The sequence below is a fragment of the Streptomyces sp. 6-11-2 genome, assembly GCF_006540305.1.
Taxonomy (GTDB): domain Bacteria; phylum Actinomycetota; class Actinomycetes; order Streptomycetales; family Streptomycetaceae; genus Streptomyces.
The window spans coordinates 3,815,605-3,838,357 of sequence record NZ_BJOR01000001.1; the positions used below are offsets into that span (position 1 = coordinate 3,815,605).

The 22,753-nt window shown below is 72.2% G+C and carries 22 protein-coding genes and 1 tRNA gene; 14 read left to right on the forward strand and 9 right to left on the reverse strand.

The genetic code is table 11. From position 1 onward, the window contains the following. Window positions 1-72 precede the first annotated feature (72 nt). The 4 genes from TNCT6_RS16645 (at window position 73) to TNCT6_RS16660 (ending at window position 4,935) form a co-directional block, all read left to right on the forward strand. A complete protein-coding gene (locus tag TNCT6_RS16645) occupies window positions 73-477 on the forward strand; it encodes a PPOX class F420-dependent oxidoreductase (RefSeq protein ID WP_141360107.1) in 405 nt (134 codons plus the stop codon). 106 nt (window positions 478-583) lie between these two features. Then, window positions 584-1,984: a cysteine--tRNA ligase gene (gene cysS, locus TNCT6_RS16650; protein ID WP_141360108.1), complete on the forward strand. Its 1,401-nt coding sequence runs from the start codon at window positions 584-586 to the stop codon at window positions 1,982-1,984. 96 nt (window positions 1,985-2,080) lie between these two features. Continuing rightward, entirely contained in the window at window positions 2,081-3,022 is a 942-nt protein-coding gene (rlmB, locus tag TNCT6_RS16655; protein ID WP_141360109.1) for a 23S rRNA (guanosine(2251)-2'-O)-methyltransferase RlmB, read from the forward strand. 149 nt (window positions 3,023-3,171) lie between these two features. Further along, window positions 3,172-4,935 carry a DoxX family protein gene (locus TNCT6_RS16660; protein WP_141360110.1) on the forward strand — a complete coding sequence of 588 codons (1,764 nt, stop codon included), beginning with the start codon at window positions 3,172-3,174 and terminating at the stop codon, window positions 4,933-4,935. 40 nt (window positions 4,936-4,975) lie between these two features. Here TNCT6_RS16660 and TNCT6_RS16665 read toward each other — a convergent pair whose 3' ends face one another. From TNCT6_RS16665 to TNCT6_RS16675, 3 genes are all read right to left on the reverse strand, one after another. Then, window positions 4,976-5,707: a nucleotidyltransferase family protein gene (locus TNCT6_RS16665; RefSeq protein WP_141360111.1), complete on the reverse strand. Its 732-nt coding sequence runs from the start codon at window positions 5,705-5,707 to the stop codon at window positions 4,976-4,978. Window positions 5,708-6,581: 874 nt separating this feature from the next. Continuing rightward, window positions 6,582-7,037, reverse strand: coding sequence for a hypothetical protein (locus tag TNCT6_RS16670; RefSeq protein ID WP_141360112.1), 456 nt, complete (start codon window positions 7,035-7,037; stop codon window positions 6,582-6,584). A 243-nt stretch (window positions 7,038-7,280) separates the two neighbouring features. Beyond that, the gene (locus tag TNCT6_RS16675) at window positions 7,281-8,417 is read right to left on the reverse strand and encodes an ABC transporter ATP-binding protein (RefSeq protein WP_141360113.1); all 1,137 of its coding nucleotides are present in this window, start codon (window positions 8,415-8,417) and stop codon (window positions 7,281-7,283) included. 237 nt (window positions 8,418-8,654) lie between these two features. Here TNCT6_RS16675 and TNCT6_RS16680 point away from each other — a divergent pair. Then, window positions 8,655-8,732, forward strand: a tRNA-Thr gene (locus tag TNCT6_RS16680). A 56-nt stretch (window positions 8,733-8,788) separates the two neighbouring features. On the opposite strand, the gene TNCT6_RS16685 is transcribed toward TNCT6_RS16680, so the two are convergent. Next, entirely contained in the window at window positions 8,789-10,435 is a 1,647-nt protein-coding gene (locus TNCT6_RS16685) for an FAD-dependent monooxygenase (protein ID WP_141366503.1), read from the reverse strand. Between the two features lie 233 nt (window positions 10,436-10,668). Here TNCT6_RS16685 and TNCT6_RS16690 point away from each other — a divergent pair, with 233 nt between their 5' ends. From TNCT6_RS16690 to TNCT6_RS16720, 7 genes are read left to right on the forward strand one after another with little or no spacing between them, the layout of a single operon-like run. Next, window positions 10,669-11,811 (forward strand): SchA/CurD-like domain-containing protein, encoded by a 1,143-nt coding sequence (locus tag TNCT6_RS16690; RefSeq protein WP_141360114.1) that lies wholly within the window; start codon window positions 10,669-10,671, stop codon window positions 11,809-11,811. 41 nt (window positions 11,812-11,852) lie between these two features. Beyond that, window positions 11,853-12,296, forward strand: a complete 444-nt coding sequence (locus TNCT6_RS16695) for a cupin domain-containing protein (protein WP_172632925.1) — start codon at window positions 11,853-11,855, stop codon at window positions 12,294-12,296. Next, window positions 12,293-13,561, forward strand: coding sequence for a beta-ketoacyl synthase (locus TNCT6_RS16700; protein ID WP_141360115.1), 1,269 nt, complete (start codon window positions 12,293-12,295; stop codon window positions 13,559-13,561). The genes TNCT6_RS16695 and TNCT6_RS16700 overlap by 4 nt, the downstream gene beginning before the upstream one ends. Continuing rightward, window positions 13,558-14,808 (forward strand): beta-ketoacyl synthase N-terminal-like domain-containing protein, encoded by a 1,251-nt coding sequence (locus TNCT6_RS16705; RefSeq protein ID WP_141360116.1) that lies wholly within the window; start codon window positions 13,558-13,560, stop codon window positions 14,806-14,808. The genes TNCT6_RS16700 and TNCT6_RS16705 overlap by 4 nt, the downstream gene beginning before the upstream one ends. A gap of 44 nt (window positions 14,809-14,852) precedes the next feature. Then, window positions 14,853-15,110 (forward strand): acyl carrier protein, encoded by a 258-nt coding sequence (locus TNCT6_RS16710; RefSeq protein WP_141360117.1) that lies wholly within the window; start codon window positions 14,853-14,855, stop codon window positions 15,108-15,110. 2 nt (window positions 15,111-15,112) lie between these two features. Then, window positions 15,113-15,595 carry an SRPBCC family protein gene (locus TNCT6_RS16715; RefSeq protein WP_141360118.1) on the forward strand — a complete coding sequence of 161 codons (483 nt, stop codon included), beginning with the start codon at window positions 15,113-15,115 and terminating at the stop codon, window positions 15,593-15,595. Window positions 15,596-15,614: 19 nt separating this feature from the next. Further along, window positions 15,615-15,938: a TcmI family type II polyketide cyclase gene (locus TNCT6_RS16720; RefSeq protein WP_141360119.1), complete on the forward strand. Its 324-nt coding sequence runs from the start codon at window positions 15,615-15,617 to the stop codon at window positions 15,936-15,938. A 130-nt stretch (window positions 15,939-16,068) separates the two neighbouring features. Here the strand turns inward: TNCT6_RS16720 and TNCT6_RS16725 are convergent, their stop codons facing one another. The 3 genes from TNCT6_RS16725 to TNCT6_RS16735 form a co-directional block, all read right to left on the reverse strand. Further along, a complete protein-coding gene (locus TNCT6_RS16725) occupies window positions 16,069-17,097 on the reverse strand; it encodes a methyltransferase (RefSeq protein ID WP_141360120.1) in 1,029 nt (342 codons plus the stop codon). Between the two features lie 52 nt (window positions 17,098-17,149). Continuing rightward, window positions 17,150-18,211: a nitrous oxide reductase family maturation protein NosD gene (locus TNCT6_RS16730; RefSeq protein WP_141360121.1), complete on the reverse strand. Its 1,062-nt coding sequence runs from the start codon at window positions 18,209-18,211 to the stop codon at window positions 17,150-17,152. Window positions 18,212-18,301: 90 nt separating this feature from the next. Beyond that, complete coding sequence (locus TNCT6_RS16735) at window positions 18,302-19,192, reverse strand: aminoglycoside phosphotransferase family protein (RefSeq protein WP_141360122.1); 891 nt, start codon at window positions 19,190-19,192, stop codon at window positions 18,302-18,304. Between the two features lie 22 nt (window positions 19,193-19,214). Here TNCT6_RS16735 and TNCT6_RS16740 point away from each other — a divergent pair, with 22 nt between their 5' ends. After that, complete coding sequence (locus TNCT6_RS16740) at window positions 19,215-19,868, forward strand: rhomboid-like protein (protein WP_141366507.1); 654 nt, start codon at window positions 19,215-19,217, stop codon at window positions 19,866-19,868. 25 nt (window positions 19,869-19,893) lie between these two features. Here TNCT6_RS16740 and TNCT6_RS16745 read toward each other — a convergent pair whose 3' ends face one another. Beyond that, a complete protein-coding gene (locus TNCT6_RS16745) occupies window positions 19,894-21,393 on the reverse strand; it encodes an MFS transporter (RefSeq protein ID WP_253266130.1) in 1,500 nt (499 codons plus the stop codon). A 115-nt stretch (window positions 21,394-21,508) separates the two neighbouring features. On the opposite strand from TNCT6_RS16745, the gene TNCT6_RS16750 reads away from it, so the two are divergent. Next, window positions 21,509-22,186, forward strand: coding sequence for a pentapeptide repeat-containing protein (locus TNCT6_RS16750; RefSeq protein WP_141360124.1), 678 nt, complete (start codon window positions 21,509-21,511; stop codon window positions 22,184-22,186). Window positions 22,187-22,247: 61 nt separating this feature from the next. Here TNCT6_RS16750 and TNCT6_RS16755 read toward each other — a convergent pair whose 3' ends face one another. Continuing rightward, complete coding sequence (locus TNCT6_RS16755) at window positions 22,248-22,748, reverse strand: hypothetical protein (protein ID WP_141360125.1); 501 nt, start codon at window positions 22,746-22,748, stop codon at window positions 22,248-22,250. Window positions 22,749-22,753 lie beyond the last annotated feature (5 nt).

A 22,753-nucleotide genomic window follows, 5' to 3' on the forward strand; every position in this document is an offset into this window, starting at 1 on the left:
CGAGGGTACCCGCGTACCCCTCGCCCCCGACGCGGGCACCCGACGCCCGACCAGGCTCACGGAGGTCACCCCATGTCCGCCGCCCTGCCCGACCGGCTCAAATCACTGCTCGACGGTCCCGTCTTCGTCGTCCTCGGCACGATCCAGCCCGACGGCAGCCCGCAGCTGTCCCCGGTCTGGGCGAAGCGGGACGGCGACGACGTCCTCGTCTCCACCACCGTCGACCGCCGCAAGAAGAAGAACCTCGACCGCGACGCCCGCGCGAGCGTCGTCGTCCAGGACCCCGATTCGCCCTACGAGTACGCCGAGATCCGCGGCACCGCCGAGATGACCACCGCGGGCGGCCGGCAGCTCATCGACGAGCTGTCCATGAAGTACACCGGCAAGAAGTACGCCGAGTTCAACCCCTCCTCGGCGCAAGACGCCGAGCGCGTGATCGTACGGATCAGGCCGCGGAAGGTCGTCGGAATCCTGTGACCGCGGCCCTCCCGCGCGGGGGATGTGCGGAACATGTGCGGAAAAGCAGCGCGCACGCGGCGGGGAAGCAAGCGAGGTACTGCCCGGGGCCCACTACCCTGGTGTGGTGACTATTCGCCTGTACGACACCAGCGCCCGGCAGATCCGTGACTTCACCCCGCTCGAGCCGGGTTGTGTCTCGATCTACCTGTGCGGCGCCACCGTGCAGGCGGCCCCGCACATCGGGCACATCCGCTCGGGACTGAACTTCGACATCATGCGCCGCTGGTTCGCCTACCGCGGCTACGAGGTGACGTTCATCCGCAACGTCACCGACATCGACGACAAGATCATCGCCAAGGCGCACGAGCAGCACCGCCCGTGGTGGGCGATCGGCTACGACAACGAGCGCGCGTTCGACGACGGCTACACCGCGCTCGGCTGCCTGCCGCCCACATACGAGCCCCGTGCCACCGGCCATGTGCCGGAGATGATCGAGATGATGCGGGGCCTCATCGAGCGCGGTCACGCCTACGCCGCCGACGGCAACGTCTACTTCGACGTGCGCTCCTTCCCCGGTTACCTGGAGCTGTCGCGGCAGGAGCTCGACAACCTGCTCCAGCCCTCCGGCGAGGGCGAGACCGGCAAGCGCGACCCGCGCGACTTCGCCATGTGGAAGGCGGCCAAGCCGGGCGAGCCGACCTGGTCCACCCCGTGGGGGCCGGGCCGCCCGGGCTGGCATCTGGAGTGCTCGGCGATGGCGCACAAGTACCTCGGCAGCGCCTTCGACATCCACGGCGGCGGCCTGGACCTGATCTTCCCGCACCACGAGAACGAGATCGCCCAGGCCAAGGCCTACGGCGACGAGTTCGCGCGGTACTGGGTGCACAACGCCTGGGTGACCATGGCCGGCGACAAGATGTCCAAGTCGCTGGGCAACAGCGTGCTGGTCTCCGAGATGGTCAAGCAGTGGCGGCCCATCGTGCTGCGGTACTACCTGGGCACCCCGCACTACCGCTCGATGATCGAGTACAGCGAGGAGGCGCTGCGCGAGGCCGAGTCCGGGTTCGCCCGGATCGAGGGCTTCGTCCAGCGCGTGGTGGAGAAGGCCGGCCCGGTCGAGCCGGCCGAGCAGGTGCCGCCCGCGTTCGCCGAGGCGATGGACGACGACCTGGGCGTGCCGCAGGCGCTCGCGGTGGTGCACACCACCGTCCGCCAGGGCAACAGCGCGCTCGCCGCCGACGACAAGGAGGCCGCCGTGGCCCGGCTCGCCGAGGTGCGCGCCATGCTCGGCGTCCTCGGCCTCGACCCGCTGGACCCGCACTGGGCCGGAGGGGGCGAGCAGCGCGGCGAGGACCTGCACGGCGTGGTCGACACCCTGGTCCGCATGGTTCTCGACCAGCGCGAGGCGGCCCGCGCCCGCAAGGACTGGGCTACCGCCGACGCTCTCCGCGACCAGCTGAACCAGTCGGGCCTGGTGATCGAGGACAGCCCGCAGGGACCGCGCTGGAGCCTGGGCGCGCGCTGAGCCGCCCGCGAGCACGGAAGATCGATTGTGCCGCCCGGCCTCCCGGGCGGCACACTGCATAGACGTACGTACGACGCTTCGACAGACAGGTAGGTCATGGCCGGGAACAACCGCCGCATGTCCGGCAAGAAGGGCGCGCAGGTCGGCAGTGGCGGCCAGCGGCGCCGGGGGCTGGAGGGCAAGGGGCCCACGCCCCCCGCCGAGATGCGCAAGGGTCACGCCAAGCAGCGCGCCGTCCAGGCGAAGACTCGCCGCGCCCAGGGCCGCCCGCAGCAGCGGCGCGGCTCGGGCAGGTCGTCCTCCGAGCTCGTCGTCGGCCGCAACCCGGTCGTCGAGGCGCTGCGCGAGGGCGTGCCCGCCACCACGCTCTACGTCCAGCAGTTCATCGACAACGACGAGCGGGTCCGCGAGGCGCTCCAGCTCGCGGCCGAGCGCGGCGGGATCAACCTCATGGAGGCCCCGCGCCCCGAGCTCGACCGGATGACGAACGGGCTCAACCACCAGGGGCTGGTCCTCCAGGTGCCGCCGTACGAGTACGCGCACCCCGAGGACCTCGCCGACGCCGCCTACGACGAGGGCGAGGACCCGCTGATCGTCGCCCTCGACGGGGTGACCGACCCGCGCAACCTCGGCGCGGTCGTCCGCTCCGTCTCCGCCTTCGGCGGGCACGGCGTGGTCGTCCCCGAGCGGCGCGCGGCCGGTATGACCGCGGGTGCCTGGAAGACCTCCGCCGGCACGGCCGCCCGTACGCCGGTGGCCCGCGCCACCAACCTGACCCGCGCCCTGGAGTCGTACCAGAAGGCGGGCATCACGGTGGTCGGCCTCGCGGCGGACGGCGAGGCGGAGCTCGGTGACCTGGACGCCCTGGAGGGGCCCGTCGTCATCGTCGTCGGCAGCGAGGGCAAGGGCCTGTCCCGGCTGGTCGGCGAGACCTGCGACCTGCGGGTGCGGATCCCGATGCCGGGCGGCGCGGAGTCGCTGAACGCCGGTGTCGCGGCCGGGATCGTGCTCTACGAGGCGGCGCGCAGGCGCGCCTGACCGGTCGTCCGGAACCGGGTGCGGGTGGTCGAACGGTCGTCCGTGAGATCACCCGCCCGGGTGGAACCGGGCGATCCGTACAACCTTGACGCGGTCCGGACAGATCCGACGCGTCACGGCAGTGTCCTAACTCCTCGTCACTCGGTTAGATGAGTGTGGACACCAGAACACCCCGCACTCCCACGGGGGACCGCTCGTCGGGATACGACGACGCTCCCGCGCTGAGCATGGTGAAGGTGCCGAGCGATCCGGCCCAGGTCATCGTCAACCACGCGAGTTTCCGCGTGCAGTTGGGCGCCACCTCGCGGCGCGCCCAGTCCCTGCGGATCGCCCGGTACCCCGGCGGCACCGAGAACACCGGCCGCGTGCCCTTCGCCGCGGGCCGGGCCGGGGCCGCGACCCACCGCCGCCCGGTCGTCTGGAGCGGCAGGTCCGCCCCGGACGACACCGGCGCCCACCGGCTGCTCCAGGCCGTGCGGAGCGGAAGCGTGTGGTACTCCGAGGAGCCGTCCGCGGACGCCGGGGCCACGCAGGTCATGCCGCGCATCGGCGGCGCGCCGGGCCACGACCCCTACGACCTCGAGCGGACGGTCGAGACCCCCGTCGTCGGCGCCCAGCGCACGCCCGGGCCCGGCGCGACCCGGCTGCTGCCGCACATGCGGACCGCGGGCAGCGCCTACGAGGAGTCCGCCCACGGCCGCGCCGGGTACGGCGGTGCCGGCCACGGCGAGAACGGCTACGGCACCCCGGCATACGACCAACCTCCCTACGGCGACGCCGACTTCGCGGACGACGAGCACGACGGGACCGGTGCGTACGACGCGTACGGCGAGCAGGGCGGACACCGGCAGAGCAGGCGCCACGCCGACGATCCGTCCCGGCACGCGTACTTCCCGGGCCGGCGCATGAACCTCGGCGTCGTGCTGCTCCCGCTGCGCATCTTCCTCGGGTTCATCTCCCTCTACGCCGGCCTGGGCAAGCTGTGCGACCCGCTGTACTTCGACGGCGGCAAGCGCGGCTCCATGGTCAAGTGGCTCAACACCCTGCACCCCTGGGAAGTCGCCGAGCCGCTGCGCCAGTTCGCGCTCCAGCACCCCGTCGGCTCCGGGCTCGTCATCGCCTTCCTCCAGGTCGTCGTGGGGATCCTCACGGTCCTGGGCTGCTGGCAGCGGGTCGCCGCGGGGATCGGCGCGCTGCTGTCGGCCGCGCTGATCGTGACGGTGAGCTGGAAGACGGTGCCCGTCTACGACGCGCCGGACATCATCTACCTCGCCGCCTGGTCCCCGCTGGTCATCGCCGGCGCGCCCGTGTACTCCGTGGACGGCCGCCTCGCCGCCTCCGCCTGGCGACGGCTCGGACCGCGCTCCGACATCTGGGAGCTGCGCCGGTTCGTGCTGCGTCGCGGCGCCCTGGTCACGGCGCTCGTCACCGGTCTGACACTGCTCGTCGGCTCGCTGCTCGGGGGCGCCGTCCGCGACGCCGACCGGGTGGTCGTGCCCGGACCCGGCGAGGCCCCGCGCAACGAGCTGCCCGGCTCGCCGCTCCCGAGGGAGACGGGCGAGCGGCAGCAGAAGCCGCCGGCGGCGTCGACCCCGCCGACCGCCCGGCACGATTCCTCGGCCGTCCCGTCCCGCGGTCCCGCGAGCGCGCCGGGCGCGACCCGCGAGAGCGGTAGCGCGACCGGCGGCGTGCCCAGCGAGACCCAGGGCACCGGCCAGACCCCGCCGCGTCACTCCGCCCCGGCGCAGCAGGCACCCAGCACCAGCTCGGGGCCGACCTCCGGCGGTACCGAGACCGGTGGCAGCACCGGATCGGGCGGTGGCTCCGGGGGACCCAGCTCCAGCGGCGGAGGCTCCAACGGCGGCGGCTCGTCCTCGGGTCAGCCGGGGCTGGTGGGTGGACTGCTGGGGTAGCCCGCCCCCCGGTTCGCCGTACGGGTGCGGCGCTGTGGGCTCACCTCCCCAGCGCCGCCAGCTCCTTCGCGGCCTCCGTGAGGTCCTTCGCGGTGTCGATGGCGCGCCAGTAGGCGCCCTGGGGGATGGGGAAGCCGGCGAGCCTGCGCTCGCGGGCCAGGTGCGGGAAGGTGGTGCGCTCGTGGTCGCCGCGCTCCGGGAGGAGGCCGGCGAACTCGGGTGAGAACACGTAGACACCCGCGTTGATCTCGAAGGTCGAGGGCGGGGCCTCGATGAAGTCCGTGATGTGGCCGAAGCCGTCCGTCCGCACGGCGCCCCACGGGATCCGCGGGCGGGCCAGCGCGAGGGTGGCGACCGCGTCGCGCTCGGTGTGGAAGTCGGCCATGTCGCGCAGCGAGAACCGGGTCCAGATGTCGCCGTTGGTGGCGTACCAGGGCTGGTCCGGGTGGGGCAGCTGGGCGGCGGCGAACTTCAGGCCGCCACCGCGGCCGAGCGGCTCCGGCTCCACGACGGTGCAGACACGGAACGGCAGGTCCGCCGACTTCAGCCAGTCCTGGAGCACCTCGGCGAGGTGGCCGCAGGACACCACCACGTCCGTCACACCCTCCTCGGCCAGCCAGGCGAGCTGGTGGCCGATGATCGGAGTGCCCGTTCCGGGGATCTCGACCATCGGCTTGGGCCGGTCGTCGGTGTAGGGCCGCAGCCGGGAGCCCTGGCCTCCGGCCAGGACGACGGCTTGAGTGGGGCGGGACGCCTCATTCGGATGGGTCATGCCCGCACTGTACGACCCACGCTTCGGGCCCCGGCCGCCGCCAAGGAATTCCCTGCGCACCGATAACCGACTTCCCGCCCGGATCGGGCCCTCCGGGCGGGGCGCGGGGGCCGGCCCTCCGGACGGGCGCACGCGGTGGGGCATGTGGACGGGGCGGCGGGGCTTCCGGGCGGGGGTGCGCGGCAGGTTTTCGGGCGGGAGTGTGGGGTGCCCTTCGGGCAGGAACGTGCGGTCGGGCCTCGCGGTGGGGGAGCAGCAGGCCCGGGGCCGGTTGGCGCAGGGGCGGCCGTAGGGGCGATCACTGTACGCGCCGCAGGCGTCCGGCGCGGTTGCTCTGCGGTCCGCGCCGAGGGGGTACGGGCCGGTTCAGCGCGGCCTGGTCGGCGCGAGTCGCCGCCGGGGGCGGGTGCGCCTCGGGGCGAGGCGGGCAGCGGGCCGATGCGGCACCTGAGGCCGAAGGGAGTGGCAGGGCTCTCCACGAGGTCCGCGGCGCGGGGCCCGGTGGGGCGGGGCGGGTCGGCCCGGCGGGCCCAGGTGTGGGGAGCGGTGTCTGCGCCAGGTCCGGTGGTCGCTGGACCCGGCGTTCGGGGCGCGCGTCACGAGGGCCGTGTCCGGGCTCGGGGCTGCCCCGCTGCGTTACCCGGCCAAGGCGTGGGCTCGGCCCTCCGCGCTGCCGTGCTGTGCCCTGGCGTGCCCCCCTCTGCCACATGGGTTCGCCCGGTTTCACTGCCGAGGTGGCCTCGCCCTGGCTCCGGGCCCGCCACAGGCCGCTCCGTGGGTTCACCCGGTCGCGTCCAGGGCGGGCCCCCGCCCCGCGAGGTGGCCCGCCCCGGACACGAGGGACTCGCTCAGCCGGCCAGGGGGCCGTGGCGTGTCAGTTGTGGGTGGACTGGATGCCGGAGGCGAAAGAGGTGTCGCAGACCGGGCGGGCGTAGGACTGGGCGCGGGTGGGGCCGTAGATGCGGACGGCCGCGCGGCCCAGGGTGCGGGCGATGGAGGCGCAGTGGCCGGCCAGCGACGGCCGGCCGTTGACCGCCTCCTGGAGGTGGGTGAGGACCACGCCCGGGTTCTGGTCCTGCAACTCGGTCAGCAGCTGGTCGCGCAGCACGTCCTGCGGGGCGCGGGCGCGGGACTTCGCCGGGGCGCCGACGGCCACGGCGTCCGACGCGGCCAGCACCGAGTTCGAGGGGCTCCCCGACCAGTTGACCCGGGTGACCGCGAGGGTTCCGGAGAGCACCAGGACGACGGGCAGGACGAGGGCGAGGGAGCGGCCGATCCGGCGGGCGGGGCCCGGGCCGCGTCGCGTGGGGTGGTTGGTGGAGTGCTTCACGCGAGTGAGGGTAGCGCCCGGTAATGATTTGGCGACATTTAGTCACCCCTTCGGGGGATGGTCAGCCCCTCTCTCCCGGATGACGTGTTGACGCACACCGCTCGAAATGTCCGGTGCGCCAGGGTGGTTCGGAGGCATGGAGAAGGGCCCCGCGGCCAGGTCGCGGGGCCCTTCTCGTCAACTTGGGTGAATCCCCCGGGGGCGTCCCGAGGTTTCAGCCGTTAGGCGTCAGCCGCGGACGCGTCAGTCCGACAGGCGCTCGCCCGTGGAGGTCGAGAACACGTGGGTCTCGCCCGGCCGCGGCACGACGTGCAGCGTGGAGCCCTTCTCCGGGACGGAACGGCTGCTGACGCGGACGACGAGGTCCCTCTGCTCGCCGCCGACCTCGACCGAGCCGTAGACGTACCCGTCGGCGCCCGTCTCCTCCACCACGTTCACGGAGACGGCGAGGCCGGCCGGAGCGTCCTCGGTGTCCTTCGACAGGGAGGCCGCCGCGCCGCCGCCCAGCTCGACCACGTCGAAGTGCTCGGGGCGCACACCCACCGTCACCGTGCGGTCGCCCTTGTCCGAGGCGGCCTTGAGCGCCTCGCGGTTGACCGGCACCACGCTGTTGCCGAACTTCACACCGCCGTCGGTGATCGGCACCTCGATGAGGTTCATGGCGGGCGAGCCGATGAAGCCGGCGACGAAGAGGTTGGCGGGCTTGTCGTACATGTTCCGCGGCGAGTCGACCTGCTGGAGCAGACCGTCCTTCAGCACCGCCACACGGTCGCCCATCGTCATGGCCTCGACCTGGTCGTGGGTGACGTAGACGGTGGTGATGCCGAGCCGGCGCTGGAGCGAGGCGATCTGCGTACGGGTGCTCACCCGGAGCTTGGCGTCCAGGTTGGACAGCGGCTCGTCCATGAGGAACACCTGCGGCTCACGCACGATCGCGCGGCCCATGGCGACGCGCTGGCGCTGACCGCCGGAGAGCGCCTTCGGCTTGCGGTCGAGGTACTCGGTCAGGTCGAGGATCTTCGCGGCCTCCTCGACCTTCTGCCGGATCTCCGCCTTGTTGACGCCGGCGATCTTGAGCGCGAAGCCCATGTTGTCGGCGACCGTCATGTGCGGGTACAGCGCGTAGTTCTGGAACACCATGGCGATGTCCCGGTCCTTCGGCGGCAGGTGGGTGACGTCGCGGTCACCGATCCGGATGGCTCCGCCGTTGACGTCCTCCAGGCCGGCGAGCATGCGCAGGGAGGTGGACTTGCCGCAACCGGACGGGCCGACCAGGACGAGGAACTCACCGTCCTCGATGTCGATCTCGAGCGCGTCGACGGCGGGCTTGTCGGAACCCGGGTAGATCCGGGTCGCCTTGTCGAACTGGACAGTGGCCATGGTGAATGGGCCCCCTTCTACCGGCAGGAACGTGCCGGACGATCCGTTGTAGGAAGGTGGTTGCCACTACGGGTGATTCCGTTGTGGTTGATGGTGTAGTCCACACGGGTGAACTGGCACAGGACGGTACCCGGCGTTCACCTGGTCTGTCAGCACTTGTGGGCTGGTGAACTTCACGGAAATTCCTGCCGGGCCGCCTCGGCGACCTGGGTACACTGCACGGACACACCCATACAGGCCTCCTTAGCTCAGCTGGTCCAGAGCGGCTGTCTTGTAAACAGCAGGTCGTCGGTTCGAATCCGACAGGGGGCTCCACACACGGAGGCCACCCGCACCACGAGGTGCGGGCGGCCTCCGTTCGTTTTTGCAGGTCAGGCTGTTCTGAGCAGCGTCCGTACGACCTGACGCAGCGTCGCCTCGGGGTCCGGCGCGGCGGCTGCCGCCCGCCATGCCACGAACCCGTCCGGGCGGACCAGCACGGCTCCGTCGGCCGTCGTGCCGTGGGCTCGCGCCCAGTCGGGTGCCGCTCCGTCCGCGCCGCTGTGCGGGTCGTACGTCAGCTCGGCGCCGACGCGGTACGAGTCCAGGCGCACGCCGTCGCTCTCGGCGAGGCGCAGGGCCGCCGTGTGCCAGCCCGCCGTCGACCGGGCGTCGCTCAGCAGCACCAGGGAGCGCTCGTACAGGTCGAGCGTCGAGATCCGCGCGCCGCCCCGGCGCAGCCACAGGTGGGGCGCCCGGCTGCCCGGCTCGCCGGTCAGGCGCATCGCCTCCGGCACGACCTCCTGGTCCGGCTCGGCGCCCACGACGGCGCCGTGCGGGTAGCGGTAGCCGAGGACGACGTTGAGAATGCCGCCGCGCCTGCCGCCGCCGATGCCGGGGGCCGGGGCGAAGCCGGGGTGGCTGTGCTCGACGGAACGGGCGGAGGCGCGGGCGCTGGTCGCCGTGGCGACGGGGCGGCGCTCGGTGTCGTAGGTCTCCAGGAGGCCGGGGCCTGCCCAGCCGCCGAGCACGGCGGCCAGCTTCCAGACCAGGTTGTGCGCGTCCTGGATGCCGGTGTTGGAGCCGAAGGCCCCGGTGGGGGACATCTCGTGCGCGGAGTCCCCGGCGAGGAAGACCCGTCCGGCCGAGTACCGGTCGGCGACCCGTTCGGCGGCACGCCAGGACGCCTTGCCGGTGATCTCCACGTCCAGGTCGGGTGCCCCGATCGCGCGGCGGATGTGGCGCTGGATCCGGTCCTCGGTGAACTCCTCCAGCCTCTCGCCCCGCTCCGGGTGCCACGGCGCGTGGAAGACCCAGTGCTCCTTGTTGTCGACCGGCAGCAGGGCCCCGTCGGCGTCCGGGCCGGTGAGATAGCAGCAGATGAAGCGGCGTTCGCCCACCACCTCGGCGAGCAGCTTGGAGCGGAAGGTGACGCTGACGTTGGCGAACAGGTCGCCGGGCCCGCTGTGCCCGATGCCGAGGCGGCGCCGGACCGGGCTGCGCGGACCGTCGGCGGCGACCAGGTAGTCGGCGCGGACGGTGTACCGCTCGTCGGTGCCCCGGTCCCGTACCACCGCGGTCACGCCCTCGCCGTCCTGCTCGAAGGACTCCATCTCGTGGGAGTAGCGCAGGTCGCCGCCGAGCTTCCGGGCGCCCCGCAGCAGTTCGGGCTCCAGGTCGTTCTGGCTGCACAGGCACCAGGAGGTGGGGCTGAACCTGGCGAGGCCGCCGTCCGGGTCGATGTGCTTGAACAGCCACTCGCCCGCCTCGCCGGCCAGGGTGGGCGTCTGGAGGATGCCGTGGTTGTCCGCGAGCAGCGATGCCGCCGTCTTGATGTCCGGTTCGACGCCGGCCACCCGGAACAGCTCCATCGTCCGCACGTTGTTGCCGCGCCCACGCGGGTGGATGGAGGTGCCGGAGTGCCGCTCGACCAGCATGTGCGGCACTCCGTGGCGGCCCAGGAACAGGGAGGTGGACAGGCCCACCAGGGAGCCGCCGACGATGAGGACGGGTACCCGGTGGTCGGCTTCTTGGCGCATCGATGCCTCCAGGAGCGGGAGTGCGGGTGTGGGGCGCATCGGAGTGTCCATGCCCTCCCGGAGGCCGTCGTGCGTACGTCCGCGGCACCAATCACCCCTGTGATCACCCGCGTGGTGCACACGAGTCGCGCACCGATCGGGACCGGCTCAGGATCGAGATCACGCTGACGTCGCGTCACCCGCGGCCGGCGTTTCCTCTGCCCCGCCAAGCACCGCCAAGGAGACGTACGCAGATGACCGCCATCTCTGAGCGAGTTTCAGAACCGACCGAGCAGCAGGCCGTGAAACGTGTCTCCCAGTCCGTCTTCGACGGCTCCCTTCTCCGGGTCGTCCTGCTGGTGAACGTCTACGACGGCGCCCAGCAGCAGTTCCTGGAGGCCTACGAGGAGATGTGCAAGCAGGTCGCGTCCGTCTCCGGGCACGTCAGCGACCAGTTGTGCCAGTCCGTCGAGAACCCCTCCCAGTGGCTGATCACCAGCGAGTGGGAGAGCGCCCCGCCGTTCCTCGCCTGGGTGAACAGCGAGGAGCACGTACAGATGGTGCAGCCGATGCACAGCTGCATCCGGGACACCCGGTCGCTGCGCTTCCACATCGTCCGTGAGACCGGCCACACGGAGGTGGGCGCGGCTTCCGCCGAGCGCCGGCTCCAGGACGCGCCGCGGATCGGGGACGGTGTGATCCGGCACGCGCTGACCTTCACGGTGAAGCCGGGCAGCGAGCGGAAGGTGGCCCAGATCCTGGCCGACTACGAGCCGCCCGAGGCGAACGTGGACGGCACCACCCGGCTGTGCCGCACTTCCCTGTTCATGCACGGCAACCGGGTCGTGCGGGCCATCGAGGTGCGCGGCGACCTCCTCGCGGCGCTGCGGCACGTGGCCCAGCAGCCGCAGATCCGGAAGGTCGAGGAGGACCTCAACCCCTACCTGGAGCAGGACCGCGACCTCAACGACCAGGAGTCCGCACGGGTGTTCTTCACCCGGGCGGCGCTGCCCGCGGTGCACCACGTGACGGCCGACCAGGAGAGTCCGGAGGCGGAGCGGCACGCGCTGTACTACCCGGCGCGGCAGGGCATGGGCATGAAGCTGGCGGAGCTGCTGTCCCATCAGGACGAGCGGGCCGCGGCGGACCCGCACAGCCCGGTGCTGCGCAGCACGGTCTTCGAGCGGGACGACGTCGTCGTCCGGCTGATCGACATCCGCGGCGGGCTGGACGCCGACCCGGCCGCCGCGCTGGGGCTGGTGGATGCCGCGAAGGTGTCGGAGCTGACCGGCCTGCTCGACGCGGGCGCCGCCGAGAAGGACAGCGACCTGGCCCGTCTGCTCACCCTCGCCCGTATGGACCTCATCACCGACCGCCGGTCCGCGCCGGACGCCTGACGCATCCCGAAGCCGACGTACCACACCACCGGAGGAACGACGTGATCAAACCCAGGCCCAGGATCGTGGAGCTCGGCGAGACCGAGCCCAACACGAAGCGCGGAGGCGATCTGCGCGCCATGCTCACCCCGGCCACGGTCGGTTCCACCAGCGGCTTCATGGGCGTGGCCATCGTGCAGCCCGGCGACCGCATCGGGGAGCACTACCACCCGTACTCCGAGGAGTTCGTGTACGTCGTCTGCGGCGACCTCGAGGTGGACCTGGACGGCGAGCCGCACCCGCTCAGGCCGGAACAGGGTCTGATGATCCCCGCCTACATGCGCCACCGCTTCCGCAACGTGGGCGACGTGGAGGCGCGGATCGTCTTCCACCTAGGGCCGCTGGCCCCGCGCCCGCAGCTCGGCCACGTCGACACGGAGGGCACCGAGCCGGCGGCGGCCGGCGCGGAGGCGCCGGCGGCGGGCGTGGCAGAGGTCCGATCATGACCAGGAGGGTGGCGGTCACCGGCATAGGCATCGTGGCGCCGGGCGGGATCGGCGCCCCCGCCTTCTGGGACCTGCTGGCGAACGGGCGCACCGCGACGCGGGGCATCACGTTCTTCGACCCGGCCGGTCTGCGGTCCCGGATCGCCGCCGAGTGCGACTTCGACCCGGCGGCCTCGGGGCTGGACGAGGAGCAGGTCGCGCGCTGCGACCGCTACATCCAGTTCGCCCTGGCCGCCGGCCAGGAGGCGGTGTCGGACTCCGGACTCGACCTCGCCGGGGAGAACCCCTGGCGGGTCGGGGTCTCGCTGGGTACCGCGGTCGGCGGCACCACCCGGCTGGAGAACGACTACGTCCTGGTCAGCCACGGTGGCGAGCGCTGGGACGTGGACCACGAGCGGGCCCGGCCGTATCTGGAGCGGGCGTTCACACCGAGCACGCTGGCCTCCACGGTGGCCGAGCGGTTCGGGGCCCGCGGGCCGGTGCAGACCGTCTCCACCGGCTGCACCTCCGGGCTCGACGCGGTCGGCTACGCGCTGCACACCGTGGAGGAGGGGAGGGCGGACATCTGCATAGCCGGAGCGTCGGACTCGCCGATATCACCGATCACCATGGCGTGCTTCGACGCGATCAAGGCGACGTCGCCGAACAACGACGACCCCGCCCACGCCTCCCGCCCCTTCGACAACGCCCGTGACGGGTTCGTCATGGGCGAGGGCGGCGCGGTGCTCGTCCTGGAGGAGCTGGAGCACGCCAGGGCCCGCGGCGCCCACGTGTACTGCGAGCTCAGCGGCTACGCCACGTTCGGCAACGCGTACCACATGACCGGACTGACCAGCGAGGGCCTGGAGATGGCGCGGGCGATAGAGACCGCGCTGGACCACGCCCGCCTGGACGGCTCCGCGATCGACTACGTCAACGCGCACGGCTCCGGCACCCGCCAGAACGACCGGCACGAGACGGCGGCGGTGAAGCGGGCGCTGGGCCACCACGCCTACGACACCCCCATGAGCTCCATCAAGTCGATGGTGGGCCACTCGCTCGGGGCGATCGGGGCGATCGAGGTGGTGGCCTGCGTGCTGGCCCTGGCCCACCAGATGGTCCCGCCGACCGCGAACTACGAGACCCCCGACCCCGAGTGCGACCTGGACTACGTCCCGCGGGTCGCCCGTGAGCGGAAGCTGGACAGCGTGCTCTCCGTGGGCAGCGGATTCGGCGGCTTCCAGTCCGCGGTGATCCTGACCCGGCAGAGGGAGAGGACACGATGAGCGCACCGCGCAAGCGGCGGGCCGCCGTCACCGGCATCGGTGTCGTCGCGCCCGGCGGCACGAGCACCGACACCTTCTGGAAGTCCACCCAGGAGGGCGTGAACGTCCTGGACCGCGTGACCCGTGAGGGCTGCGAGCACCTGCCGCTGAAGGTGGCCGGCGAGGTGCGGTCCTTCGAACCCTCGGCGGCGGTCGAGGAGCGCTACCTCGTCCAGACCGACCGTTTCACGCACTTCGCGATGGCCGCGGCCGACGCGGCCCTCCAGGACGCCCGGCTGGGGCAGGCCGACACCGACGCGGCCCCGTTCTCCGCGGGCGTGGTCACCGCGGCCGGGTCCGGCGGCGGCGAGTTCGGCCAGCGGGAGCTCCAGAAGCTGTGGAGCAAGGGCCGCCGGTATGTCGGCCCCTGGCAGTCCATCGCATGGTTCTACGCGGCCAGCACCGGCCAGATCTCCATCCGGCGCGGCTTCAAGGGCCCCTGCTCGGTGGTCGCCGCCGACGAGGCGGGCGGCCTGGACGCCCTCGCGCACGCGGCCCGTGCCGTCCAGCGCGGCACCGATGTGATCGTGGCCGGTTCGACGGAGGCGCCGCTGGCCCCGTACTCGATGGTCTGCCAGCTCGGTTACCGGGAGCTGAGCCCGGTGGCCGACCCGGCGCGCGCCTACCGCCCGTTCACCGAGGACGCCTGCGGGTTCGTGCCGGCCGAGGGCGGCGCGATGCTCGCCGTGGAGGCGGCCGACGCGGCCCGGGAGCGGGGCGTGCCCGTACGGGCCGTCCTGGCCGGACACGCGGCGACCTTCACCGGCGCCTCCCGCTGGGAGCTGTCGCGGGAGGGGCTGGCGGAGGCGATCCGGGGCGCGCTGACCGAGGCCGGGTGCGCGCCCGAGGAGGTCGACGTCGTCTTCGCCGACGCCCTCGGCGTCCCCGAGGCGGACCGGGCCGAGGCGCTCGCCATCGCCGACGCGCTCGGCGCGCACGGCCGGCGCGTGCCGGTCACGGCACCCAAGACGGGCACCGGCCGGGCGTACTGCGCCGCTCCGGTGCTGGACGCGGCGGCGGCGGTCCTCGCGATGGAGCACGGCCTGATCCCGCCCACCCCGAACGTCTCCGACATCTGCCATGACCTCGACCTGGTGACCGGTCGTGCCCGTGCCGCCGAGGTGCGCACGGCGCTGGTCCTCAGCCGGGGGCTCATGGGCTCGAACTCGGCGCTGGTGCTGCGGCACGGTGCCGCCGAGGCCTCGTAGCGAGGCAGCCACGATCAACCGGGAGCAACAAGGAGAGGAACCGCATGAGTGACCGAATCACAGTGGAGGAACTGGCCGAACTCATGAAGAAGGCCGCCGGGATCACCGTCAGCCCGCAGGAACTGGCGGACCGGTCCGAGACGGGATTCGACGAGATCGGCATCGACTCGCTCGGCCTGCTCGGCATCGTGGGCGAACTGGAGAACCGGCACGGCATCCCGATGCCGGCCGACGCGGAGCGGTGCAAGACGCCCAGGAAGTTCCTCGACCTCGTCAACAGCACCCTTCTGGCAGGAGCGTAGAAATGGCCGGACACACGGAGAACGAGGTCACCATCGCCGCGCCGGTGGATCTCGTCTGGGACATGACCAACGATGTGGCGAACTGGCCGCAGCTGTTCAGCGAGTACGCCTCCGCCGAGATCCTGTCCCAGCAAGGCGACAAGTGCACCTTCCGCCTGACCATGCACCCGGACGAGAACGGCACCGTGTGGAGCTGGGTCTCCGAGCGTGAGCCCGACCGGGCCACGCTCTCCGTCAGGGCCCGCCGGGTCGAGACGGGTCCCTTCGACCACATGAACATCCACTGGAGGTACGAGGAGGTCCCCGGGGGTACGCGGATGATCTGGACCCAGGACTTCGCGATGAAGCCGGAGGCGCCGGTCGACGACGACTGGATGACCGACAACATCAACAAGAACTCCAAGGTCCAGATGGCCCTGATCCGCGACAGGATCGAGAAGGCCGCCGCCGGGCACCGGGCCGAGCCGGCCCTGACCAACGACTGAGCCGGACGGAGAGAGGACCGTGCACCAAGAACTGATCGTCGCCCGGATGGCCCCGGGTTCGGCCCCGGACATCGCCAGGATCTTCGAGGAGTCCGACCGGGGGGAGCTGCCGCACCTGGTCGGTGTCACCAGACGCAGCCTCTACCAGTTCGGCGATGTGTACATGCACCTGATCGATGCGGACCGGGACCCGGGACCCGCCATCGCCAAGGTGGCCGGCCACCCCGAGTTCCGGGGTATCAGCGAGCGGCTGTCGGCGTACGTCAGCGCCTACGACCCGCAGACCTGGCGCTCGCCGAAGGACGCGATGGCCCACCGCTTCTACCTGTGGGAGCGTGACTGAGCCGCCAACCAGGCCACCTGACGCGCCGTCCGGTCCCTCACGGACGGCCACCGGCCGCCGGGCCCGCACTGTCGCGGGCCCGGCGGCCGGTGTCCGAGGAGGTCGCGGCGGCGCCGCCGGTGGGGTCCGGTCAAGTGGGCACCGTGCAGTCGAAGGCGTGCAGGTAGGGGTTGACCGGACTGATGTCGTCGATGACCAGGCCGGCCGCCTTCAGCCGGCCGGCCATGCTGGCGCTGGTGTGCTTGGCACCGCCGACGTTCAGCAGCAGGAGCAGGTCCATGGCGGTGCTGAACCGCATCGAGGGGGTGTCGTCGACGAGGTTCTCGATGACCACGACCCGCGCCCCGGGCCCGCCCGCCTCGATGACGTTGCGCAGGCAGCGGGCGGTGGAGTCGTCGTCCCACTCCAGGATGTTCTTGATGATGTAGGCGTCGGCCCTGACCGGGATGGCCTCGCGGCAGTCGCCGGGCACGATCCGCACCCGGTCCGCCAGCGAGCCGCCCGCGCGCAGCCGGGGGTCGGCGTTGTCCACCACCTGCGGCAGGTCCAGCAGGGTGCCGTGCATGTGCGGGTACTTCTCCAGCAGGCTCGCCACCACGTGCCCCTGCCCGCCGCCGATGTCGGCGACCGAGGAGGCGCCGGACAGGTCGAGGAGCGCGGCGACGTCCCGCGCGGACTGCTTGCTGGAGGTCGTCATGGCCCGGTTGAAGACGTCCGCCGACTCGGGGGCGTCCTCGTTGAGGTGGACGAAGAACTCCTTGCCGTACAGGTCCTCCACCACGTTGCGGCCGGCGCGCACCGCCTCGTCCAGTTTCGGCCAGGCGTCCCAGGTCCACGGCTCGGTGCACCACAGGGTGATGTAGCGCAGGCTGCCCGGGTCGTCCTCACGCAGCAGCCGGGACATGTCGGTGTGCGTGAACGTTCCGTCGGGCTGCTCGGTGAAGACCCCGTAGCAGGTCAGCGCCCGCAGCAGCCGGCGCAGCGGCTTCGGTTCGGTCTTCACGGCGGCCGCGAGGTCCTCCACGGCCATGGGCGCGTCCCCGAGCGCGTCGGCCACACCGAGCCGGGCGGCCGCGCGGAGGGCGGCGGCGCACGCCGCCCCGAACGCGAGTTCCCTGAGCCGCATGGACGGCGGTGGGGCGGACTGAGCGGTCGTCATGTGCCGCCTTCCTTCCTTCTCGGTCCCGTGGGTTCCACGAGTGACCACGGCCTCAGCACAGTCCTGCAGGCTTGGAGACCCCGCAGGAGTTCTCTGCGAAGGTGTTGTGGTGCGTGGCGCTCTCCTGGTTGACCAGGTCCGCCGGGGAGTTGCCGTCGAGCACGTTCCGGCTCACCCGGTTCCGCTCGCCGGCCGCGCCGACGAAGCTCTTGAACAGCACGATGCCGCCGGAGAAGGGGGACCTGCCCGAGTTGCCGACGACGAGGTTGCGGAACACGTCGGTCCGCTCGGCGCCGGTCAGGACGATGCCGGAGCCCTGGAGGAAGGGCAGCCGGGCGGTCGCCGGGCAGAACCTGTTGTTCTGCGCGACCCGGTTGTCGCGCACGGTCAGCGCGCCGGCCCGCGGCTTGTTCTCGTCGCCGACGACGAACACGCCCGCGCAGTTGCCGGAGACGTCGTTGCCCGTGACGGTGAGGTCGCGCAGCCGGCGGACGGTGACGCCGATCCGGTTGCCCTCCAGCCGGTTGCGGGCGATCAGCGTTCCACCGGTGTCGGCGGCGCCCTGCTCGGCGGTGACCGTGTTGGCCAGGAAGAGTCCCGCGTCGCCGTTGCCCCGGGCGATGTTGCTCCGGTACTCGCTGCGTACGGACCGCTCCTCGGCGATGCCCCACATCCCGTTCTTCTCGGCGGTCACCTGCCGCACCGTCAGCCCGTCGGTGCCCACGGCCATCAGACCGGCGTGGGAGAAACCGGTCAGGGTCAGACGGGAGACGGTGACACCTTTCAGGCGCTTGCCCTTGGCCCCCACCACGCAGATGCCGTTGCCCCGCTTGCCGCAGGCGCTCGCGGGCTTGCGGCCGCCCGGTTCCAGGACGGTGCCGCGGCCCGTGCCGCGCAGGGTCAGACCGGGTGTCGTCACCTTGACGCTCTCGTGGTAGACGCCGGACAGCACCAGCACGGTGTCACCCTGCTTCGCGGAGTCCACCGCCCGCTGGATCGACTGGCCCGGATGCACCAGGTGCGTCCTGGGCGCCAGGACCGGCGGGGCGGCGGCGATGCCCGAGCCGACCAGCGCGGTGGCGCTCAGGATCAGAGCGATATGGCGTTTCGTCATATTCTGTACCGTATGGCCTGATAGTCGGCTGGAACGCCCGATGGGCCGTCCGGCGGCGTGTCACCGGCGCGGGGTGCGGTCCGGCGGCGGTCACCGGCGCAGGGCGCGGCCGATCCACAGCTGTTCGGGGGACAGGGGGCGGCCGTCCTCCAGGTCCCACAGCGCGTTCTGCAGCACACGGCCGAGAGTCCAGGCACGGGCCCGGTCCCGGTCGAGATCCAGCGCCCCGGTCATGGCCTCGAAGCGCCGGACGACCTCGCCGGGCTCGAAGCGGTTGGACAGCGCCGGGAGCAGTTCGAAGCCGGGATCCCCGGCGAGCGGCTTGGGGTCGATGGCCAGCCAGGGCTCGCGGTCGGCGCCGAGGACGTTGTCGTAGTGCAGGTCCCAGTGCAGCAGCCGGTCGCCGCTCTCGCCGGCGACCTCGCGCACGGCGGCGGCGCAGTCCGCGAGCAGCCGGCGGTCGTCCCCGTCGGGCAGCCGCCGCAACGACCGCGGGGTCCGTTCCAGCAGGTCCCCCGCGATGTCACCCAGCCGCCGTATCCCCGCCGGGGCCGGTACGGAGGTCAGGCGGGCCAGCAGGCCGGCGATCACCAGGACGGCCTCACGGGTGTCCGGCAGGCGCGACAGCGGGCGGGCGGAGTCGAGCCGTTCCAGCAGCAGCGTGCCGGTCGGCTCGTCGTGCTCCAGCAGCCGTACGGCCCCCGCGCCGCCCCACACCCGCAGCGCCGGAGCCTCTCCCGCACTCTCCTCGTCGGGCAGTTGGAGCTTCAGGGCGGCGGGCAGGCGGTCGGCGCGGACGACCGGAAGGACCAGCGCGCAGACGCCGTGCATCGCCGGCCCGTCGATCCGCAGCCGCCACCGGTCGAGGAAGCCGGCCACCCGCCGGGGCAGACCGGCGACGAACGCGCGGCCCGCCGCCCCGTTGAATTTCTCCTGGGAAGCGGCCAGCGCGCCGGGCACCTCGATCACTCTGACGACCATACTTGCGCGTGTGAGCTGGGTCATGTGGATGCGGCGTGGGCTTCGGGCGGCGAAGGCGTACGTCCGCAGCGCTCCGGGGACGTACGTCTGGCTGCTGATCCTGTTCCTGACCACCGTCGCCCTGCACCACATGTCGCCGAAGTTCGAGCAGCACTTCCTGTTGCACCGCTCGACGAACCTGCGCGAGCTGTCGAACGACCCGGTGCGGGTGCTCTTCTCCAGCGCCATGTGGATCGACAGCGGCCACTGGCTGCCGTACGCGGTCCTCTACACGGTCTTCCACGCCCAGGCCGAGCGCTGGCTGGGCACCCTGCGCTGGCTGCTGGTGTGCGTGACCGCGCACGTGCTGGCCACGCTGATCAGCGAGGGCGCCGTGCTGTGGGCGATCCAGCGGCACGTGGTGCCGGAGTCGGCCGTCAACACTCTGGACGTCGGGGTGAGTTACGCGCTGGCCGGGGTGATGGGGGTGCTGACGTACCGGATCGCTCCGCCCTGGCGGTACCTGTACCTGGCCGCCGTCCTCGCCTTCTACGCCGTGTCGCTGGTGACCCGGCACACCTTCACCGATCTGGGGCACTTCACCGCCGTCCTGATCGGCCTGGGCTGCTGTCCGCTGACCAGGGGCCGGGGAGAGCCGTGGAACCCGAGGAAGGCGCTGTTCGCCCTGAGGCGTTAGCGCCCGGCCCCAGGGCTCCCGCGCCTCATGCCACTGGTTCCGTCACGGGCGCCTTTGCCGGGGCCCCGTGCTCGGGGGCCCTGCCCGTCACCATCAGGCCCGCGATCAGACCGGCCACCAGCATGATGGCGGCCGCCCACCAGATGGCGACCGTGTAGCCGTGGACGATGCCCTCCGGCACCACCCGGGCCCGGTCCGCCGGGCCGCGCAGATGGGCGGTGACGTAGGCGGCGCCGCTGGTCGTGGCGACCGTGTTGAGCAGGGCGGTGCCGATGGAACCGCCGACCTGCTGCGAGGTGTTCACGGTCGCGGAGGTCACCCCCGAGTCCTGCGGGGCGACGCCCGCGGTGGCGGTGGCGAACACGGGCATGAAGGTCAGGCCCATGCCGAGGCCCATCAGGACCAGGGCGGGCAGCACCTCGCTCGGGTAGCGCGAGTCGACCGTGAGCCGGGTCAGGAGCAGCAGCCCGCCCGCGGCCAGGAGCATCCCGGGGACCATGAGCACGCGCGGCGCCACGTGCCGCAGCAGCCGGGCCGAGATCTGCGTCGAGCCGGTGATGATCGCGGCGGTCAGCGGAAGGAAGGCGAGACCGGTCCGCAACGGCGAGTAGCCGAGGATCTCCTGGAGGTAGTACGTCATGAACAGGAACAGCCCGAACATGCCGATCACGGCCAGCAGCATGGTCAGAAGGCAGCCCGCCCGGTTGCGATCCCGCAGGACGTGCAGCGGCAGCAGCGGCACCGGCGCCCGGCTCTGCCACCACACGAACGTCAGGAGCAGCGCCGCACCGAGGGCGAACAGGCTCAGCACCAGCGGATCGGTCCAGCCGCGCGGCTGGGCCTCGCTGACCCCGTAGACGACGGAGACCAGCCCGCCGCAGCCCAGCACCGCCCCGGGCAGGTCCAGCCGGGCGTCCGCCCGGCCCGGCCTGTCGCGCAGCAGGGTCAGGGCGCCGAGGACCGTGACGACGGCGATGGGCACGTTGACGTAGAGGCACCAGCGCCAGTTCAGGAACTCCGTCAGCACGCCGCCGACGATGAAGCCGATCGCCGAGCCGCTGCCCGCCAGGGCGCCGTAGACGCCGAACGCCTTCCCGCGCTCCCTGGGGTGGGTGAAGGTCGTGGTCAGCAGGCTGAGCGTGGAGGGGGTGAGGACGGCGGCGAAGGCGCCCTGAAGGGCGCGGGCGCCGTAGAGCATGCCCGCGGAGGTGGCCGCGCCGCCGAACGCGGAGGCGGCGGCGAACCCGGCCAGCCCGACGACGAACGTCCGCTTGCGTCCCACCAGGTCGGCGATCCGCCCGCCCAGCAGGAGCAGCCCGCCGAAGCCGAGGGAGTAGGCGGTGATGACCCACTGCCGGTTGCCGTCGGACATGTGCAGGGCGTGCTGAGCGGAGGGGAGCGCGATGTTCACGATCGTCGCGTCCAGGACCACCATCAACTGCGCGAGCGCGATGACGACCAGTGCCCACCAGCGGTGCCGGTCGGTCTCCTGGGACGAGGATTCACCTGGACGGGCGACGCTCACCTGGCCAGAAGACCATGAATCGGGAGGTATCGCATCCTGCGTGTACGCAGGGCGCCTCGCGGTCGGGGGAGGGGATCGAGAGGGGATTGTCAGTGGCGGGGTGCAGCATGGGGGCATGGTGAGCGGAACGAGCGGCAGGGCCGGTGTGAAGGGCGCGCGGCGGCCCGAGGTGCGGTTGCCGGCGCTGGAGGCGTACGGCGGCGGGGGACTGGCGCCGGACGGGGACTACGACGGGCTGGAGTTCCGGGAGGAGGACCTGGCCGGGCAGGACGGGGCGGGGGCCCGGTTCCTGGACTGCGCGCTCAGAGGCTGCGCGCTGGACGACGCGTCGCTGCGGCACGCCCGCTTCCTGGACTCGGTCCTCACCGGCATACGGGGTGTCGGCACCGACCTCGCCGAGGCGACCCTGCGTGATGTGGAGGTGGTCGACGCCCGCCTCGGCGGTGTGCAGTGCCACGGTGCGGTCCTGGAGCGCGTGTGGATCCGCGGCGGCAAGATCGACTACCTGAACCTGCGCAAGGCTCGGCTGCGGGACGTCGTCTTCGAGGGCTGCGTCCTCGTCGAGCCGGACTTCGGGGGCGCCCGGCTGGAGCGGGTGGAGTTCGTGGACTGCGTGGTCAAGGGCGTCGACTTCAGCGCGGCGACGCTCTCGGACGTGGACCTGCGGGGTGCCGTGTCCCTGGAGATCGCGCGCGGGCTGGACCGGCTGGCGGGCGCGGTGATCAGCACCGGTCAGCTCCTGGACCTGGCGCCGGTGCTGGCGGCGGAGCTGGGGATCAGGGTGGAGGGGTGAGGGGACTGAAAGGCCGGAAAGGTCGGAAAGGGCAGAAAGGGGATTCCGGCTGGGAGGGGGCTCAGGTGACGCGGGGGTAACGGGCCTGGAGGGTCCAGATCGCCGGGTTCTCCGCCAGGTCCTCGTGCAGGTCGCACAGGTCGGCGACGAGGTCGTGCAGGAAGTCACGGGCCTCGCGGCGCAGCGCCGAGTGCGAGAAGGTCAGCGGGGACTCCTCCACGGGCATCCAGTCGGACTCGATGTCGACCCAGCCGAAGCGGCGCTCGAAGAGCATGCGGTCCGTGGACTCGGTGAAGTCCAGCTCCGCCCGCTGCGGACGGGAGGCGCGGGAGCCGGCCGGGTCCCGGTCCAGCCGCTCGACGATGTCGCACAGGGCCCAGGCGAAGTCGAGCACGGGCACCCAGCCCCAGGCCGTGGCCAGTTCGCGGTCCGACTCGGTGTCGGCCAGGTAGACGTCGCCGCAGAACAGGTCGTGCCGCAGCGCCCGCACGTCCGCGCGGCGGTAGTCCGTCTGCGGCGGGTCGGGGAAGCGGTTGGAGAGGGCGTAACCGATGTCGAGCACGTAGG